The organism is Anoxynatronum sibiricum, from assembly GCF_039414295.1.
Taxonomy (GTDB): Bacteria; Bacillota; Clostridia; order Peptostreptococcales; family Tindalliaceae; genus Anoxynatronum; species Anoxynatronum sibiricum.
In genome coordinates, this window is record NZ_JBCITM010000010.1 from 34656 (window position 1) to 49729 (window position 15074).

The window sequence follows — 15074 nt, forward strand, 5'->3', positions numbered from 1 at the left end:
AGCGCCTAATCTTCGGCACTCGTCTCTCCATCTCTTCGCGGAGGTCGCGGGCCCTGATATTGATAATACTGGCACATAATGCGGCCATTATAGAGTTTTCGTCGCCGGTCTGCTTTTTTACCAAAAATCCGTTCCAGATCAGGGTATGCTGTCAACACATAAACGGACCATGTATCGAGTTTGAAAAAGCGTTGGGCCATGGTCTCGTAGAGCTGGCCCAGAGCTTCCACTTCTCCCATCCTTTCCCCGTAAGGGGGATTGGTGATGAGGCAGCCATAATGATAACGGGATCCCAGATCTTCCACTGCCCTGCGCTCAAAGTGAATCTCCTGGCTGTCAAGGGCCTGTTCGCCATACTGCCGTGCCATACGAATGGCTTTTTCGTCGATATCGTAGCCCTGAATTTGAAGAGGCCGCTGAAACTGCGCCATTTCATGAGTTTCTTTTCTGGCCTGCCGCCACAGAGCAGCATCGATCCAGGGCCATTCTTGGGCAGCAAAATCACGGTTCATCCCCGGAGCGATGTTCTTTCCGATGAGTGCCGCTTCGATGGGAATCGTGCCGGATCCACAGAAGGGGTCCACCAACACCCTGTCAGGATTCCAGTAACTGAGCATGACCAAGGCTGCCGCCAGGGTTTCTTTCAAAGGTGCCTGATGGTAACTTTCCCGGTACCCACGGCGGTGCAGACCGCTGCCGCTGGTGTCCAGGGTGAGGGTCACCTGGTCTTTCAGCAGTGCCACTTCGATGGCATAGTGCCCTTCATTTTCCTGAAACCAGGAGGTACCATAGGTACCTTTCAAACTCTCCACCACCGCTTTTTTAACAATGGCCTGACAGTCCGGCACGCTGTACAATTTAGATTTGATGGATTTTCCTGAAACCGGGAAAATGCCTTTTTCGGGAATATAACGGCTCCAGGGAAGTGCCTTCGTCTTCTCAAACAGTTCCTCAAAGGACATTGCCTTGAAACTGCCGATTTTCAGCAACACCCGTTCAGCGGTACGCAGCCACAGGTTGGCACGACAAATGGCTTCAACAGGCCCCTGAAAGGTGATGCGGCCATTTTCAGTTTCAAGCACCTCGTAGCCCAGCGCCTTGATTTCCCTGGCAGCAATGGCTTCCAGCCCAAAGGCAGTGGTGGCAATCAACTGCACCAGATGGCCCTGGTCAGCCCTTTGGCTGACGGCAGCTTCCTTTTGTATCATGTTGGATTGGTTGGTTTCCTGTTTTTTCACTTATTGATGTCCTTCCTCGGGCACAATGCAGATAAATTCAAAAGGTTCTTCACCCGTATTCCGAAACTGATGCAGGGCATCTGCCGGTACATAGGCGTAGGATCCAGCTGACAGTGGATGATCGCTTCCATTAAGGTGCAGCGTCGCATTGCCACGGATGATGTAGTTAATGTGCGGCCAGGGGTGTTGGTGTCTGGGAGTAAATCCTCCGGGTGCCACTTCAAAAACCCGCATCACGTGACCCTGCCAGCCTTCTTTTGGAGAGATGAGCACCTGCATCGCAGCATTCTTGGCTTCGGGGTGGGTAACCGTTTTTTTCTCCAGTTGTTGTGTATGTCCGACAATCATGTTGTTTTCCTCCTTATGACGGGGTGACCGTCTACTTAGTTCTTTTAATTCCTTTAACTCCCTTTAACTCCTTTTACTTGCTTGACGCTTTTTAATCCTTTATGCGGCTGTTTCTTTTTTGACGTTTGCAGGGCGGCCATCTGTTTCTCAACCATTGACCAGGTGATGAGCCCCCAAAGCAATCCTCCTGCCATGAAAATCAATAATGTTCCCACCGCAGGCGCTCCCAAAACGGTCTGTTTCCAGTGACTGAAAGAGAACCCGTTCTTCCAAAGGCTGGAAAGGGTCAAAAAAATAATCCCCGTGGACAATCCCCAGCTAATCACACCATTCACCAGCAGATAGCGTTTCTTGCCCCTGGCGTACAGTCCTGCGAGGCTCATTTGCCGGGTGTCTGTTTGTTTTCCTTGTTTTTTGCCCATACCCATACCCCTTCTTCGGCGTATTTTCATCAGCGTTTCTTCTCATTATAACAGAGTTTCTACAATGGTTCAAAGACTCAAAAAAACCTGTACCGGCAGTGGTACAGGCAAGTCTGGTGGCTGCAAACCAGCTCTGATGCGAAAGCTGCCGGCAGTTATGTCGCCGAAAACGGATTTTCCTCGTGACGGCGTGCCAGCGTATCCAGCAGCAGTGCCACTGGAATAACCCCGCAATAGTGCTGGTCTTCATGAATCACCAGGTAATCATACAGCTGATGTTCACGCCGACTCATGGCCATGCGGCACAAATCCAGAAGAGGTGTGTTACTCCCTGCCATCAGCGGCTGAAGATCTGCCACCTCTCCCAGGGGAAGCTCCTGAAACCGTTGGGCATCGCCGCTTTTTTCCATCTGATAATAGTATTTGCTTCGCATCACCAGACCCATCGGCCGATTCTGCTGCAGCAAGGCAATTCCCTGAAGGTTATCATTTTCTGAAAACAGGTCGCCGGCAGCCCGACACCGGTCTGTTAACTGCAGGGTCGCGTCTTGCCGCATGATCTCACTGGCAGTCAGCCCTTCAGATTTACCCTTCAACTGCTTCAACAGTTCCCCGTGAGACTTCATGGCCTCAATTTTTTCAGATGCGGGAGAACCCATCACCGGAGCCGGTTTTTGGATCCAATACCCCTGCCCATAATGCACCCCCATATCCATGAGCACTCTGGCCTCATCCCAGGTTTCGATGCCTTCGGCGATGGTTTTAATGCCTGTCAGTTGGGCAAATCGCTGCACGCTTCGCAGCAACTCCCGTTTCACCATGTCCTTATCCACATTACGCACCAGTTCCATGTCTATTTTCAGATAGTCTGGCCTGGTTTCTGCAATGAGTCGAAGCCCTGAATAACCGCTCCCGGCATCATCAATGGCGATACGGTACCCCTGATCCAGATAATTGCGCAACAACCTGTTGAAATGACGGTAATCGGTCACTGCCGTTTTTTCTGTCAGTTCAATGATGATGGTGGCTGCGTCCAGTTCCACACTTTTAAGTTGCTCCCGGGTGAATCCCTTTCGAAATTTTGGATCCAGGATGCTGTCTGGATCAACATTGATGAATAGTTTATGCTTTCCGATGGTGTCTCTGGCATTCTGAATGGCACAGCTTCGGCACAAAAGATCCAACTCCCACACCCGGTTGAGCCTGCGGGCGTGGTCAAAAAGCCGGTCGGGTCTGTAAAACCAACTTTTTTCAGGTCCGCGGCTGAGGGCTTCATAGCCAAGCACTTCGCCGTCACTTAGAGAAACAATGGCCTGAAAGTGGGTAGTGATCTGCTTGTGATGCAGCAAGGATAAAAATTCCCGATTCAGTTGGTGGTTGTTTTGCGTCACAGCCGTCATGATTGTTCCCCACTTCCCCTTAAACCTATGTATTTGAATGATAAATGGTGTTGTTATTCTATCACGAGCAGAGCTTCTCTTTGTTAGTATTTTGTTAACTTCCCGTGAATTTTTGGAAAACCGGAAGCTTAACAGAATATTTACCATCCATTGACACATTCTTGATGTGACTCTGTTACGCTTTCAGTACGTTCCATTTCGTCATCACCTCAGGCACCTGTGTAATTCCTTGAACTCAGGGTGCGGGAAAGGAGTTCTTGACAGCATGATTTCCCGACGTCTCTATGACCAGGTGATTCAGGAAACCGGTCAGACTCTCAAAGAGCTCCATGAAATACTTCCACCTCAAACTTTTTTCGAACCGATTTTCAGCACCACTTATTTCAATATGTGTGGTTATGAGTTGCGTTCCTCTTTCAGCCGGCGGTTTGATTCATTACTGGAAGATTTCATGGGAGAAGCCACTTTCACATCAGATGAGCTTCTTCATCTGCAACGCCGCATTCAGTTCCTGACAGAGGTTCTTTTTGTCGCTCATCTCAGTGAAACACATGCGTTGGGACTCCCAGTCTATATTAACTTTTCCGGGTTGTTTCTTAATGATCTGCGTTTTATGGAGTACATTCAGCCCCTTATTACCAACCACCGTCAGGTCAACGTCCTTTTTTTGACCATTCAGGTGGACGCCTCAGTCTCAATGCCTCTCTTAAATGAATGGTTGAAGCATTCAGGAGAAATGAAAGCCAGCCATTGTCTGCTGAAATGGTGTCCTTCTGACAAATCCATGCCCCATCATTCATTTTACCAGGCATTTTCCAAATGGACAGGCGCCCCTCTTCTTCTTGGTCAGGTGGCAGATGCAGCCTTTCTTGAGAGAGCCATCCATTTTGAAGTTCCTTATTGCATGGGGGGCTACTTTTCTCCTCCCCTTGATGGCATCACCGATTTGAAACCGCCACCGGCGACCGTTCATCTGCCAGAGCAGGTAAACTTCCATTCGTCCTCTTTTTCCACCAGACCTGCGCCGCCGGCGACGGTTCAGGTGGGAAGCATTGCCGGCAAAGTGCCCGCGGTTTCGCTGAAAAGCACTGGTGCCGAAGTAAAGGAACTGTTTGCCGTCAATCCATTGACTGAAGGGTTGGTGGTTTTGTCTGATGAAGGCTGGGCCGCAGGACTCATCATGCGGGAGCAGTTCTATCGAAACCTTAGCCGCCAGTACGGTTATGAAATCTTTATGAATCGTCCCATTGGTTTGATCATGGTCACCAATCCACTGGTGGTTCATGACCAGACTCCCATTGATGAAGTGGGAGAACTGGCCATGCGCCGCAGCCAGGATCATTTATACGACTATGTCATTGTTCAGAAGGAAGATCGTTATCATGGGGTGGTGAGTATTCGGGAACTGCTGATTCGCATCTCCGAGATGAACGTGAGCATTGCCAAATATACCAACCCCCTTACAGGCCTCCCCGGCAATGAACTCATCGCCCGCCAATTGGAACAGGCCCTGCATTTAAATACCTGCACGCTCCTTTACGTGGATGTTGACCATTTCAAAGCTTATAACGACACCTATGGCTTCGAAAAAGGAGACCGGGTGCTCCGTTCGCTTGGCAGTATCCTTCAGAAGAACCTGTTGTTACTCAATGAACCCCATGCCTTTCTGGGCCACATTGGCGGTGATGATTTTGTCATCATCCTCCCCCATCATCACTATGAGTGCCTTTGCCAACAGGTGATCCAAGAGTTTGATGCAACCATTCGCCAGTATTACAATGCCGGTGATCTGGCCCGGGGCTTCGTGGTGGCTCAAAACCGGCGACACGAAAAAGAGACCTTTCCACTGGTGTCTCTTTCAATTGCCGCAGTTACCAATGAATACGGACATTTTGATAGTATTGACCGGCTTACCCTGGCAGCCGCTCTTGGGAAAAAGCGATGCAAGGAAACAACCGGCAGTTCTTTCCTATCACTGACACAAAAAGACTGGCGGCAGGTGGATGCCGCCATGAATGGAGGAGATGAATCAATGCGTCAACGAAAAGTTCTTTTTATGTGCGTGCACAATGCTGCCCGCAGCCAGATGGCCGAAGCATTTTTGAAGCATTACGGCAAAGATGCCTATCAAGTGGAAAGTGCCGGACTGGAGCCTGGCACTTTAAATCCCCTGGTGGTGGAAGTGATGAAGGAAATTGATTTCGATCTTTCCGGCAACAGCACCAACAGCGTCTTTGATTTTTATAACGAAGGCCGTCTGTATACCCATGTCATCACTGTGTGTGATGTCCACAATTCTGAAAAATGCCCCATCTTTCCCGGAAAGGTGATGCGGCAAAACTGGAGCTTTCCGGATCCAGGGGCTGTGGAAGGAACTCATGAAGATCAACTGACCCAGGTAAGGCTCATTCGGGATCAGATCAAAGCCCGTGTGCTCCAGTTCATTGAAGAGGACGCCGCTGCAATATAGACCACCTTGTCATGATCGGCAGGGTTGATAAGATTGACAGCATCATCAAGGATGACTCTATTGACAAGATTGGTAAAGTTGACAGCATCAGTGGTAGTGACAAGGTCGACCAGATTGACAGGGTTTCCATTTGGTGAAGCCTATTCAACTGTAACCCGGTTTTCATACACCCGCTTCCCCCTCACCCACGTGCCCTGCACCTGCCCCCTAAGAGCCATTCCCTGGAAGGGGGTGTTGTGGCTTTTTGAAGCAAATGTAGATGAATCCACCGTCCATCGGCGGCGAAGATCCACCAGCACCACGTCAGCTTCGGCCCCTGTTTTCAAATTTCCTTTTTTCGAGAGCCCCAGCATGGCGGCAGGTCGGGTGCTCATGCAGGTCACCAGCTGTTTCAGCGAAAGGGTTCCCGTGTCCATCAAGTGAGTGACGGCGGCACCAAAAGCAGTTTCCAGCCCCACCACCCCATTGGCTGCCTTGGCCAAATCTTCCCCTTTGACAGCCGCTTCGTGGGGAGCGTGGTCAGTGGCAATGCAGTCCAGTGTGCCGTCTGCCAATCCTGCCCGTACCGCCCGCATATCTGTTTCCCGCCGCAGGGGCGGGCTCATTTTTGCCATGGCTCCCCGGGTCATCACAGCATACTCTGTCAGGGAAAAATGATGGGGCGCAGCTTCTGCCGTCACGGGAACGCCTTCGGCCTTTGCCCGTCGAATGAGATTCACACTGGCGGCGGTGCTGATATGCTGCAGGTGAACGGGACAGCCGGTGGCCCCGGCCAGGTAAAGATCCCGCTGCACCATCAACTCTTCTGCCAGGGCCGGTACCCCCTGAAGGCCCAGTTTTTCAGAAACGGCTCCCTGATTAACACTTCGGTCAAACATGAGACTTTCGTCTTCGCAATGATTCGCCACCAGCAGACCATATCGCTTTCCTTCCTGCAACGCCTCCATCATCAGAAGCGCTTCGGAAATGGGGCGGCCGTCATCTGTCACCCCCACCACGCCGGGAAAATTGTATTCCTTAAAATCAATTCTCTCTCTGCCGGCCAACCCACGGGTAACTGCCCCCATGAAGAGGATCTGGCAGGGAAGCGATGCCGCTTTTGCCAATTGCTGCCGAAGAATTTCTGCATGGTCCAGCGATGGCTGGGTATTGGGCATGCATACCACTGTCGTAAACCCACCGGCCACCGCTGCCCTGGCACCGCTTTCGAGAGTTTCTTTCGTTTCTCCGCCAGGCTCCCGAAAGTGCACATGCAGGTCGATGAAACCCGGCAACACCCATCTGCCATCCCCTTCCACCACTTCATGGGCATCACTGATCACGTCACCGGTGAATCCACTGATGTGACCATCGCTCATCACCAGGTGTCCCTGTTGTTCGCTGCCTGTATCCGGATCAAGGTACTGAACGTGTTTGATGATGGTTTTCATGATTGATTCTCCTATTCTCCACTGGTTTCAGGTGCTTCTGTCTGAGGTGTCGGCTGGGGTGACGGTTCAGGTGTCGGCTGGGGTGACGTCACAGAAGGCGCTTCAGGCCCCGGCTGACTTGCAGGTGCCTCCGGGCCTGGAGGAGCAGTTTGCTGACCAGATTCTCCCGCCGTTTCTCCCGTTTCTTCCGTTGGTTCAGATGGTGTCACCGGCGGCGGTGGTGCCGCATGAATCCGACAGACACCTGTGGGCGCTGTTCCCAGAATAAAATACTCTTTTCGGGTACTGCTGCAATAGCGATTGGCCCGCAAGCCTGACACAGTACAAATGGTGACTTCTTCAATATCCGTCGGTTGGTCAAAGTTTTTGGGTTCCAAATTTTCATGAATGCGGATCATCATATGCTGCCAGAGCGAGGCGGCCATGGCACTGCCTTGCACCAGTTCTTCAGGCCGGTCGTTGCCAATCCAGAGACCGGCGGCGTAATAAGGGGTGTATCCCACAAACCAGGCGTCTTTGTTTTCGGTGGTGGTCCCTGTTTTTCCCGCAACGGGAATCAGACTGTTGGTGGCATCCAGCTTTGCCCGGGCACCGGTACCGTAGGTAATGCTGTGTACCAGTAAATCTGTCATGACAAAAGCTCCCTGAGGCGTGAGCACCCGCTCCCGGCGCACCGGCCTTTCCACCAGTACATTCCCGTTTCTGTCGGTGATGTGGGTAAAGGTGACTGGCTCCACATACACCCCTTCATTGGCCAGCGTCCCATAGGCCGCTGTCATTTCCAGGGGTGAAATCCCCAGGGTCATTCCCCCCAGCGCGGTGGAGTAGGTTTCATCGTGATACAGACCGCCGTCAGCACCCCGGTAAGGATCATCCCGGGAAACCAGAGTGGTGACTCCCAGTTTTTCCAGGTATTCAAACATCACTTCATAAGCCTCGGCCCGACTGCCACCCACTTCTGCCAGCAGCTTCACTGTGGCCACATTGCTGGACCACTGGAGGGCATCCCGCAGGGTGATCCATCCGAAATAGCCCTGCCGGTACCAGTTGCGGGGCCAGGCCTGATTGGGCCGGGAGGCGTCCAGGTACACCGGCGCGTCATTAATCCGGGAGGCACCGGTCCATCCCTTGTCAATGGCGGCGGTGTAAACGGCCAGGGGCTTAATGGCAGAACCAGGCTGCCGGGCTACCAGTGCCCGGTTCAGAATTTGCCTCCCGCCATTCACCATGCGGCCGCCCATGAGCGCTTTAATTTCTCCGGTGCGATAATCCATCACCACCATGGCTGCCTGAGGCTGTACATTGCCATGACTGTCCAACAGCAGGTCGCCGTTGGCATCCTGCAACGTACCGGGAAATAATTCCGGTGTATCAAAGGTTTCTTCCAATATTTGCTGCAGCTGCAAATCCAGCGTGCTGTGAATATGTAACCCACCCTGATACAGCAGGTGTCGGGCCTCTTCCCGGCTATATCCCCAGCTTTCCAGACTTTTCAGCACATCCTGACGCACCAAGTCACCAAAGTACGTGGATATTTCGTCATTTTGCTGGAACCGACTGGGCTGGAGCAGGGCCAGCACATCCTGATTAAGTGCCTCCTGGTACTGGTTTTCGCTGATCCATCCCAGTTCCCGCATTTTATGGAGCACCAGCCGCTGTCGTTGCTGTGCTTCCGGGTTATAAACCAATACATAGCCCTCATCCTCCTGCATCAGCACCGTATGGTGAGGACGCACCTGTGATTCTTCCAGGGTTTTCATCAGTGCATACCGGGCGGGGTTTCGGGGAATACCTGCCAGCAGTGCCATCTCTGCCAGGTTCAGCTCTAATACATCCTTTGAAAAATAAACCTGAGAAGCTGCCTGAACACCATAAGCCCCGGCTCCCAGATAGATGGTGTTGAGATAAACCTCCAGCACTTTTTCTTTTGGCAGTTGCTCTGCCAGCTGCATGCCATAATAGGCATCCTGGATTTTACGGGTATAGGTCTGTTCATGGGTTAGAAACAGGTTTTTTGCCAGTTGCTGGTGAATGGTGCTGGCTCCCTGACGGGACCCGGTGCGGTAATTGGTCCACCCAGCCCCCAGAATGCGACGCAGGTCGATGCCATTATGCTGCCAGAAACGTTCGTCTTCAATGGCGACAAATGCATTTAATAGCATAGGCGGCATTTCATCGTAATCCAGAATTTCCCGGTAAAGGGGCGTTTCAATTTTTTCAAGCACCTGCAATTCGCCCTGATCCCAGTAGTAGATGAACGAACTTTCTTCCAGCAACCGGTAGAGATTGCCGGCTTGGAGGGGCTCCAGGTCATTGATGATTCCCCGAACAATGGCCACCGCCGTTCCAGTGACAGCTCCCAGCATCACCAACATCACCAATACCCCCGTGAGAAAAATCGTGCGTAGGGTGCGGAGCCATTTGCGTTTCTTTTTTTGTATTTTTTCTGTGCGGGGCGCTTTTTCAGCCATGACGTTTCATCCTTTATGATTATTGATGCATGATGATAATGCATGATGATGTTGCTTGATGTTTGATGGTCTTTTCTGTCAGCATGTTGACGCATTTGTCAAAAAAAGACAGCGGCCAAAAGCTTGTGAAGATCAGCATCTTCGCCATGCTCTCAGCCTCTATTGTAAAGGATTTCTGTCATTGGTGCAATGCAGCTCTGTTTGCTGTTTAACGACCTGCTGGCGATGCCCTTTCAGTCGGCATGCATCTGGCATGCATCTGGGCAGCGCAGTGCCTTTTATCCTTTTCGAAACAGTTCACTGATCACCGCAAAATCTTTCTGTGCCAGCTCAGCCGGCACTTGTTCAAAAAGGGTCATGGCCTGTTGAAGCATGGACAAATCCAGCCCTTCTCCCTGTGCCAGCGCGATGTGCATGTCTTTGACCAGTAGTTGAAGCTGAAAGCCCTGATCAAAACGGTGATTTTTCATCAGTGGATACTTATTTTCCAGCACCTTCGAAGCACCTGAACTTGTGCTTATCACTTGATAGAACGCATCCGGATCAATGCCGACAGCTTCTGCCAGTGCCAGCGCCTGGGCTGCCGCTGCCATATGAATACCCACCAGCATCTGGTTGGCTGCCTTCATGCCTTTCCCAGCCCCCAGCGGCCCCACATGAATGATGCGGCTTGCCATGCATTCCAGTGCAGGCCTGACTTCATCAAGCACAGCAGCGTCTCCCCCGACAATAAAGGTGAGGGTGCCGTCTTTGGCACCACTAATGCCACCACTCACCGGACTGTCCAGCACTCGGATCTTTCTTTCCTGAAGTGTCTGACCAACCTCCTTCATCGCCGCCATGGAAGCCGAAGTCATTTCAATGACAATGGCATCAGTGTCAATGGAGGCCAGTATGCCGTCATTCAGATAGAGCGCTTTCATGGCTTCATCAGCAGGGACAATGGAAAAGATCAGTTTAGCCCCCTTCACAGCCTCAGAAAAATCAGATGCGATGACAGCGCCTTTTTCTTTCAACAGGTTGGCCTTTTCCGTGTTGTGATGCACAGCCGTTTTCACCGGGTACCCCGCTTCCAGCAATCGGCAGGCCATGGGAAATCCCATGGCACCCAATCCAATAAACGCAGTTTGTGGTTTCATGTCAATTTTCCTCCTTCGCAGAGTCCTGTCGGTCGGCGGTCTGGTAAATTCGTTTATGGGGATTGTGTTCTTCTATTGATTTTTCACTGCAGTCGATGGATTCACGTATTGTATTTCATAGCGAAGTTCAGCAAAAGCTCTGCCATACTGTTTCACTGAAAGTAATTTCAATGGCATATCGGTTCTTCGGGGAAAAAACGGCACACCCCCTCCCAGCGTCACAGAAGCAACCGTGATGATGATTTCATCCAGCAGGCCGGCGTCATAAAACTGTACTGCCAGATCACCTCCACCGACTATCCACCGGATGTTACCGCCTGCTTCCCGACACATGGCATCATGCACCGGTTCCACGCTGCCTGAGACAAAACGAATGTCCCTGTTTTCGATTCGGGGCAGCTTCCGATTGGAGAATACCCATACAGGCATCTTATATGGCCACGCCTCCGATGGATCATCGGAAGTACTCACCTGATGATCATAAATCCACTGATACGTCGTGGCCCCCATGGCGATGGCGCCCACCTGTTCAAAAAATCGGTTGAATTCGGTATCTTCAGGATCTCCCAACTGAAACAGCCATTCCAGCGAATTATCCTCATCTGCTATAAATCCGTCCAGGCTGGCAGCTGCATTAAATACCGTTTTCATCGCTTTTCGCCTCCTCTATCTTATGTGACTTTATGTGTTTCTCTCAAACTGGTGGCGACAACTGGTGCACGTAATTCGGATTTTCCCCTTCCCTTTAGGAACCCGCATGCGGATGCTGCATGCGGGACAAGGAATCACGCGATAATCCAGCAGCGCTTCAATCCTATTTTTATCAAACCCCACAATCACCTCGTTGCCAATAAGAAAAGTGGGTACACCCGTGGCTCCAAGCTTTGAAAATTCGGCATGAAACAACTGGTTTGAATTGATGTCTCTCACTTCATAAAGAAACCCGCTCTGCGAAAGAAACTCTTTCGCCTGTTGACAGTAGGGTCACGTCTGGCTTGAGTACATAATGATTTTTTTATACTCGCGTTTCATCTTGTCATCTCCCCCGAACAATTGTACTTGGTCACTGATTTTAAAGATTTCATACCCCTTTTGTCTGACAACATCTCATCTTAATCATGCCATTAGACCCTTTCATTCCTGCTTGGATGAATTATAAGCTGTTCTATTGTTAAGGGCGTGAATGAACTTTGAACACTGGTTTCATTGAAAAAGAAGTGCGAATATGTCAGAATGTATTGTATCAACATTTGTGAAATGCAAACCCGGCGAAAGCCGGCGACGCAAAGCCAAGGGCCTACAGCATACGCTATGGCAGCCGGTTGCCGCAACGCAGGATAAGCCTGTTTTTCGCCAACCGAGTAACACGTTTATTGTTAGGAGAATACGCATGCAGCTAACCCGCGTCTCACAACTCGTGCCCGGCCAAGTTCTGGGTCAGCCGCTTTATGACGACCACTCACAAGTTCTTGTTAAAAAAGGGACCCGCTTGACCAGTTATATGATTAACCGGCTGATTGCCATGGACTATCATTTCATCTATATTTATGCTGAAGACAATGATTATGAGCTAAATGATGTGGTGAATCCCGAATTGCGGCAAAAAATGGTTACTCAGCTTCGTCGTCTGGCTTCAGGTCTTTCCTCCGAAGGTGATCATTCCCAGTCTTCCAAAATGGACCAACAGACGACTGCCAACCTGTTGCAGCTGCGATCCGGTGTTGCTGAAGTGGTGGATGATATTTTTCTTAAACCGGATATTGTTGTCGAAATGCTGGACATTAAGCATGTCAATTCTGCGCTCTTTCAGCATTCCGTTAACACCATGATTCATGCCACCATTTTGGGAAGCGCTGCCGGCCTGAGCCGGCCTGATCTGGAAAAGCTGGCTTTGGGTGCTCTCTTCCATGATATCGGCCATCTTCAGACACCTGCAGAAGTGCTGAACAAGCAGGAGCCATTGACTCCTGAAGAATTATCCATTGCTCAGGCGCATACCATCAAGGGTTTCGCTTTTTTAACCACTCAGCTGAACATGCCTTCCACCGTGAAAATCATGGCACTGGAGCATCATGAAAAATTTGATGGCACCGGCTACCCCCACCAGAAATCCCGGGACGAGATCCACCTATTCTCCCGAATCACTGCCATCGCCAACCGATTTGATTCTCTGTCTTCTGAGAGACCTTACCGCAAACCAGAAACTCTCAGTGAGTGTCTTGAATACATCATGGGAGGCGGAGGTTCTCATTTCGATCCATCTCTCACAAAAATCTACATGAAACACGTGAACCCCTATCCGGTTAATACACTGGTCAGGTTGAATGATGGCAGTGTGGCCACAGTGGTAGAAACCAACCGAAACTTCTTCCTGCGTCCTAAAGTGAAAATCCTCAAAGGTCCTGACCGGGGGGAGATCATTGACCTAATGAAATCTCTCAATCGAGTGATTCTTACAGATTTAACCATGGCCGCAATTAGTTGATATTTGCTTTCTCCGTATTCAGAAGTATATCCCCTTAAGATGAGACCCGTGAAGCAACTGAACTTCAAGGGTCTCATCTTAAGGGGGTTTTTTTATCGCGCAGATAACTATTGTGTTGATTACTGACAAGCGTTTTTAAATGCTATATGTTTCAATCTACGCTCCCGCACGGGGAGCGACGGTAGAGGATTTTATGCCACGATACGCGAAAGAGTTTCAATCCACGCTCCCGCACGGGGAGCGACGTTCGCAAACGCCATTGCCTTTGTTAATGATGATGTTTCAATCCACGCTCCCGCACGGGGAGCGACTAACAGCGATAAACGGGAAAGGTTGATAACGGATGTTTCAATCCACGCTCCCGCACGGGGAGCGACCGTATAATTTGGGTTTGATGTTCCTGGAATTTTACGTTTCAATCCACGCTCCCGCACGGGGAGCGACATGGAATATTTTTCAAACCCGTATACATACCGTAGTTTCAATCCACGCTCCCGCACGGGGAGCGACACTACATGAGCTAGCAACCTTTTTGTTTACTTTTGTTTCAATCCACGCTCCCGCACGGGGAGCGACTTGGACAGCACCAGATCAGGTAGCCTATCAACTTGTTTCAATCCACGCTCCCGCACGGGGAGCGACCCAGCGCGTTGCTTAAAAATAGAGTTGCAGGGGAGTTTCAATCCACGCTCCCGCACGGGGAGCGACCATCATGGGAAAAATTGTTTAGGAGGTGGAAACTTGTTTCAATCCACGCTCCCGCACGGGGAGCGACGCAAAAGCAGCCCTGGCGTTTGCAGCCATCGATGTTTCAATCCACGCTCCCGCACGGGGAGCGACCATAATAGGTGTATAGGCTTTTGCGGCTACCTAGGTTTCAATCCACGCTCCCGCACGGGGAGCGACACGGAGTTAACAGATTTGCTTAACGCCGCATAAGGTTTCAATCCACGCTCCCGCACGGGGAGCGACCAGAAAAAGAACTCATCAAAGTGCAGCAGATGTGGGTTTCAATCCACGCTCCCGCACGGGGAGCGACCTTATGTCTCAATTAATGCAGTGTCGTAAGCGTAAGTTTCAATCCACGCTCCCGCACGGGGAGCGACTTTTGGTTAACTTTCTGTGATTTTTATCCACTTTTGTTTCAATCCACGCTCCCGCACGGGGAGCGACATGGCATTCACACTCAATCATATCACCTCTTTCTAGTTTCAATCCACGCTCCCGCACGGGGAGCGACACCGGCCTCATGCGTGACAGTGCAAAGTCTGGTGTGTTTCAATCCACGCTCCCGCACGGGGAGCGACTTTTAGGTAGGTTATAAACAGGATTATAAAGAGGTTTCAATCCACGCTCCCGCACGGGGAGCGACATCCGGGTTGATGGAGAACCAAGCCGGTACAGAAAGTTTCAATCCACGCTCCCGCACGGGGAGCGACAATGTAATGGATGATAAAAACCCAACTTTTGATGTTTCAATCCACGCTCCCGCACGGGGAGCGACGCCATTGCCTCCGTCCCCACCCTTCAGGTCGTACTGTTTCAATCCACGCTCCCGCACGGGGAGCGACCGCAGGCAAGATGGACGAGTACAACGCAAAAATGGTTTCAATCCACGCTCCCGCACGGGGAGCGACCGACGGCCTGCGCGTACTGGGTTTGTAGTTTGTT

Annotated in this window: 10 protein-coding genes, 1 pseudogene, 1 CRISPR repeat array and 1 riboswitch (1 of these 13 only partly in view); of the genes and pseudogenes, 2 read left to right on the plus strand and 9 right to left on the minus strand. The window is 50.9% G+C overall.

Translation table 11 applies throughout. From position 1 onward, the window contains the following. Positions 1-5: 5 nt before the first annotated feature. The 4 genes from AAIG11_RS10700 to AAIG11_RS10715 all read right to left on the minus strand — a co-directional run bounded on the left by AAIG11_RS10700 (position 6) and on the right by AAIG11_RS10715 (position 3408). Positions 6-1208, minus strand: coding sequence for a THUMP domain-containing class I SAM-dependent RNA methyltransferase (locus tag AAIG11_RS10700; RefSeq protein WP_343186317.1), 1203 nt, complete (start codon positions 1206-1208; stop codon positions 6-8). Positions 1209-1238: 30 nt separating this feature from the next. Then, positions 1239-1586 carry a cupin domain-containing protein gene (locus AAIG11_RS10705; protein WP_343186246.1) on the minus strand — a complete coding sequence of 116 codons (348 nt, stop codon included), beginning with the start codon at positions 1584-1586 and terminating at the stop codon, positions 1239-1241. Between the two features lie 53 nt (positions 1587-1639). After that, positions 1640-2008, minus strand: a complete 369-nt coding sequence (locus tag AAIG11_RS10710) for a hypothetical protein (protein WP_343186247.1) — start codon at positions 2006-2008, stop codon at positions 1640-1642. 155 nt (positions 2009-2163) lie between these two features. Beyond that, the gene (locus AAIG11_RS10715; RefSeq protein ID WP_343186248.1) at positions 2164-3408 is read right to left on the minus strand and encodes an EAL domain-containing protein; all 1245 of its coding nucleotides are present in this window, start codon (positions 3406-3408) and stop codon (positions 2164-2166) included. Between the two features lie 265 nt (positions 3409-3673). Between AAIG11_RS10715 and AAIG11_RS10720 the strand changes: the two genes are divergently transcribed. Beyond that, complete coding sequence (locus AAIG11_RS10720; protein ID WP_343186249.1) at positions 3674-5878, plus strand: diguanylate cyclase domain-containing protein; 2205 nt, start codon at positions 3674-3676, stop codon at positions 5876-5878. A 140-nt stretch (positions 5879-6018) separates the two neighbouring features. On the opposite strand, the gene AAIG11_RS10725 is transcribed toward AAIG11_RS10720, so the two are convergent. From AAIG11_RS10725 to AAIG11_RS10745, 5 genes and pseudogenes are all read right to left on the minus strand, one after another. After that, entirely contained in the window at positions 6019-7308 is a 1290-nt protein-coding gene (locus AAIG11_RS10725; protein WP_343186250.1) for a dihydroorotase, read from the minus strand. An 11-nt stretch (positions 7309-7319) separates the two neighbouring features. Continuing rightward, the gene (locus AAIG11_RS10730; protein WP_343186251.1) at positions 7320-9779 is read right to left on the minus strand and encodes a PBP1A family penicillin-binding protein; all 2460 of its coding nucleotides are present in this window, start codon (positions 9777-9779) and stop codon (positions 7320-7322) included. A 278-nt stretch (positions 9780-10057) separates the two neighbouring features. After that, positions 10058-10918, minus strand: a complete 861-nt coding sequence (locus tag AAIG11_RS10735) for an NAD(P)-dependent oxidoreductase (protein ID WP_343186252.1) — start codon at positions 10916-10918, stop codon at positions 10058-10060. Positions 10919-10990: 72 nt separating this feature from the next. Continuing rightward, positions 10991-11569: a dihydrofolate reductase family protein gene (locus AAIG11_RS10740; RefSeq protein WP_343186253.1), complete on the minus strand. Its 579-nt coding sequence runs from the start codon at positions 11567-11569 to the stop codon at positions 10991-10993. 30 nt (positions 11570-11599) lie between these two features. Next, positions 11600-11890 (minus strand): annotated as a pseudogene (locus tag AAIG11_RS10745) (glutaredoxin family protein); the annotation flags it as partial. Positions 11891-12166: 276 nt separating this feature from the next. Then, positions 12167-12248: riboswitch (cyclic di-GMP riboswitch) on the plus strand. 60 nt (positions 12249-12308) lie between these two features. On the opposite strand from AAIG11_RS10745, the gene AAIG11_RS10750 reads away from it, so the two are divergent. Then, positions 12309-13403 (plus strand): HD-GYP domain-containing protein, encoded by a 1095-nt coding sequence (locus AAIG11_RS10750; RefSeq protein WP_343186254.1) that lies wholly within the window; start codon positions 12309-12311, stop codon positions 13401-13403. Positions 13404-13551: 148 nt separating this feature from the next. After that, positions 13552-15074: direct repeats of the CRISPR family, unit length 32 nt; unit sequence GTTTCAATCCACGCTCCCGCACGGGGAGCGAC; it runs 8738 nt beyond the window's last position.

Excerpts from the sequence above, each read along its gene's own strand:
- AAIG11_RS10735 (WP_343186252.1), bottom strand. The coding sequence starts at position 10,918 with ATGAAACCACAAACTGCGTTTATTGGATTGGGTGCCATGGGATTTCCC.
- AAIG11_RS10720 (WP_343186249.1), top strand. The coding sequence starts at position 3,674 with ATGATTTCCCGACGTCTCTATGACCAGGTGATTCAGGAAACCGGTCAG.
- AAIG11_RS10750 (WP_343186254.1), top strand. The coding sequence starts at position 12,309 with ATGCAGCTAACCCGCGTCTCACAACTCGTGCCCGGCCAAGTTCTGGGT.
- AAIG11_RS10700 (WP_343186317.1), bottom strand. The coding sequence starts at position 1,208 with ATGATACAAAAGGAAGCTGCCGTCAGCCAAAGGGCTGACCAGGGCCAT.
- AAIG11_RS10740 (WP_343186253.1), bottom strand. The coding sequence starts at position 11,569 with ATGAAAACGGTATTTAATGCAGCTGCCAGCCTGGACGGATTTATAGCA.
- AAIG11_RS10725 (WP_343186250.1), bottom strand. The coding sequence starts at position 7,308 with ATGAAAACCATCATCAAACACGTTCAGTACCTTGATCCGGATACAGGC.
- AAIG11_RS10705 (WP_343186246.1), bottom strand. The coding sequence starts at position 1,586 with ATGATTGTCGGACATACACAACAACTGGAGAAAAAAACGGTTACCCAC.
- AAIG11_RS10715 (WP_343186248.1), bottom strand. The coding sequence starts at position 3,408 with ATGACGGCTGTGACGCAAAACAACCACCAACTGAATCGGGAATTTTTA.
- AAIG11_RS10730 (WP_343186251.1), bottom strand. The coding sequence starts at position 9,779 with ATGGCTGAAAAAGCGCCCCGCACAGAAAAAATACAAAAAAAGAAACGC.
- AAIG11_RS10710 (WP_343186247.1), bottom strand. The coding sequence starts at position 2,008 with ATGGGCAAAAAACAAGGAAAACAAACAGACACCCGGCAAATGAGCCTC.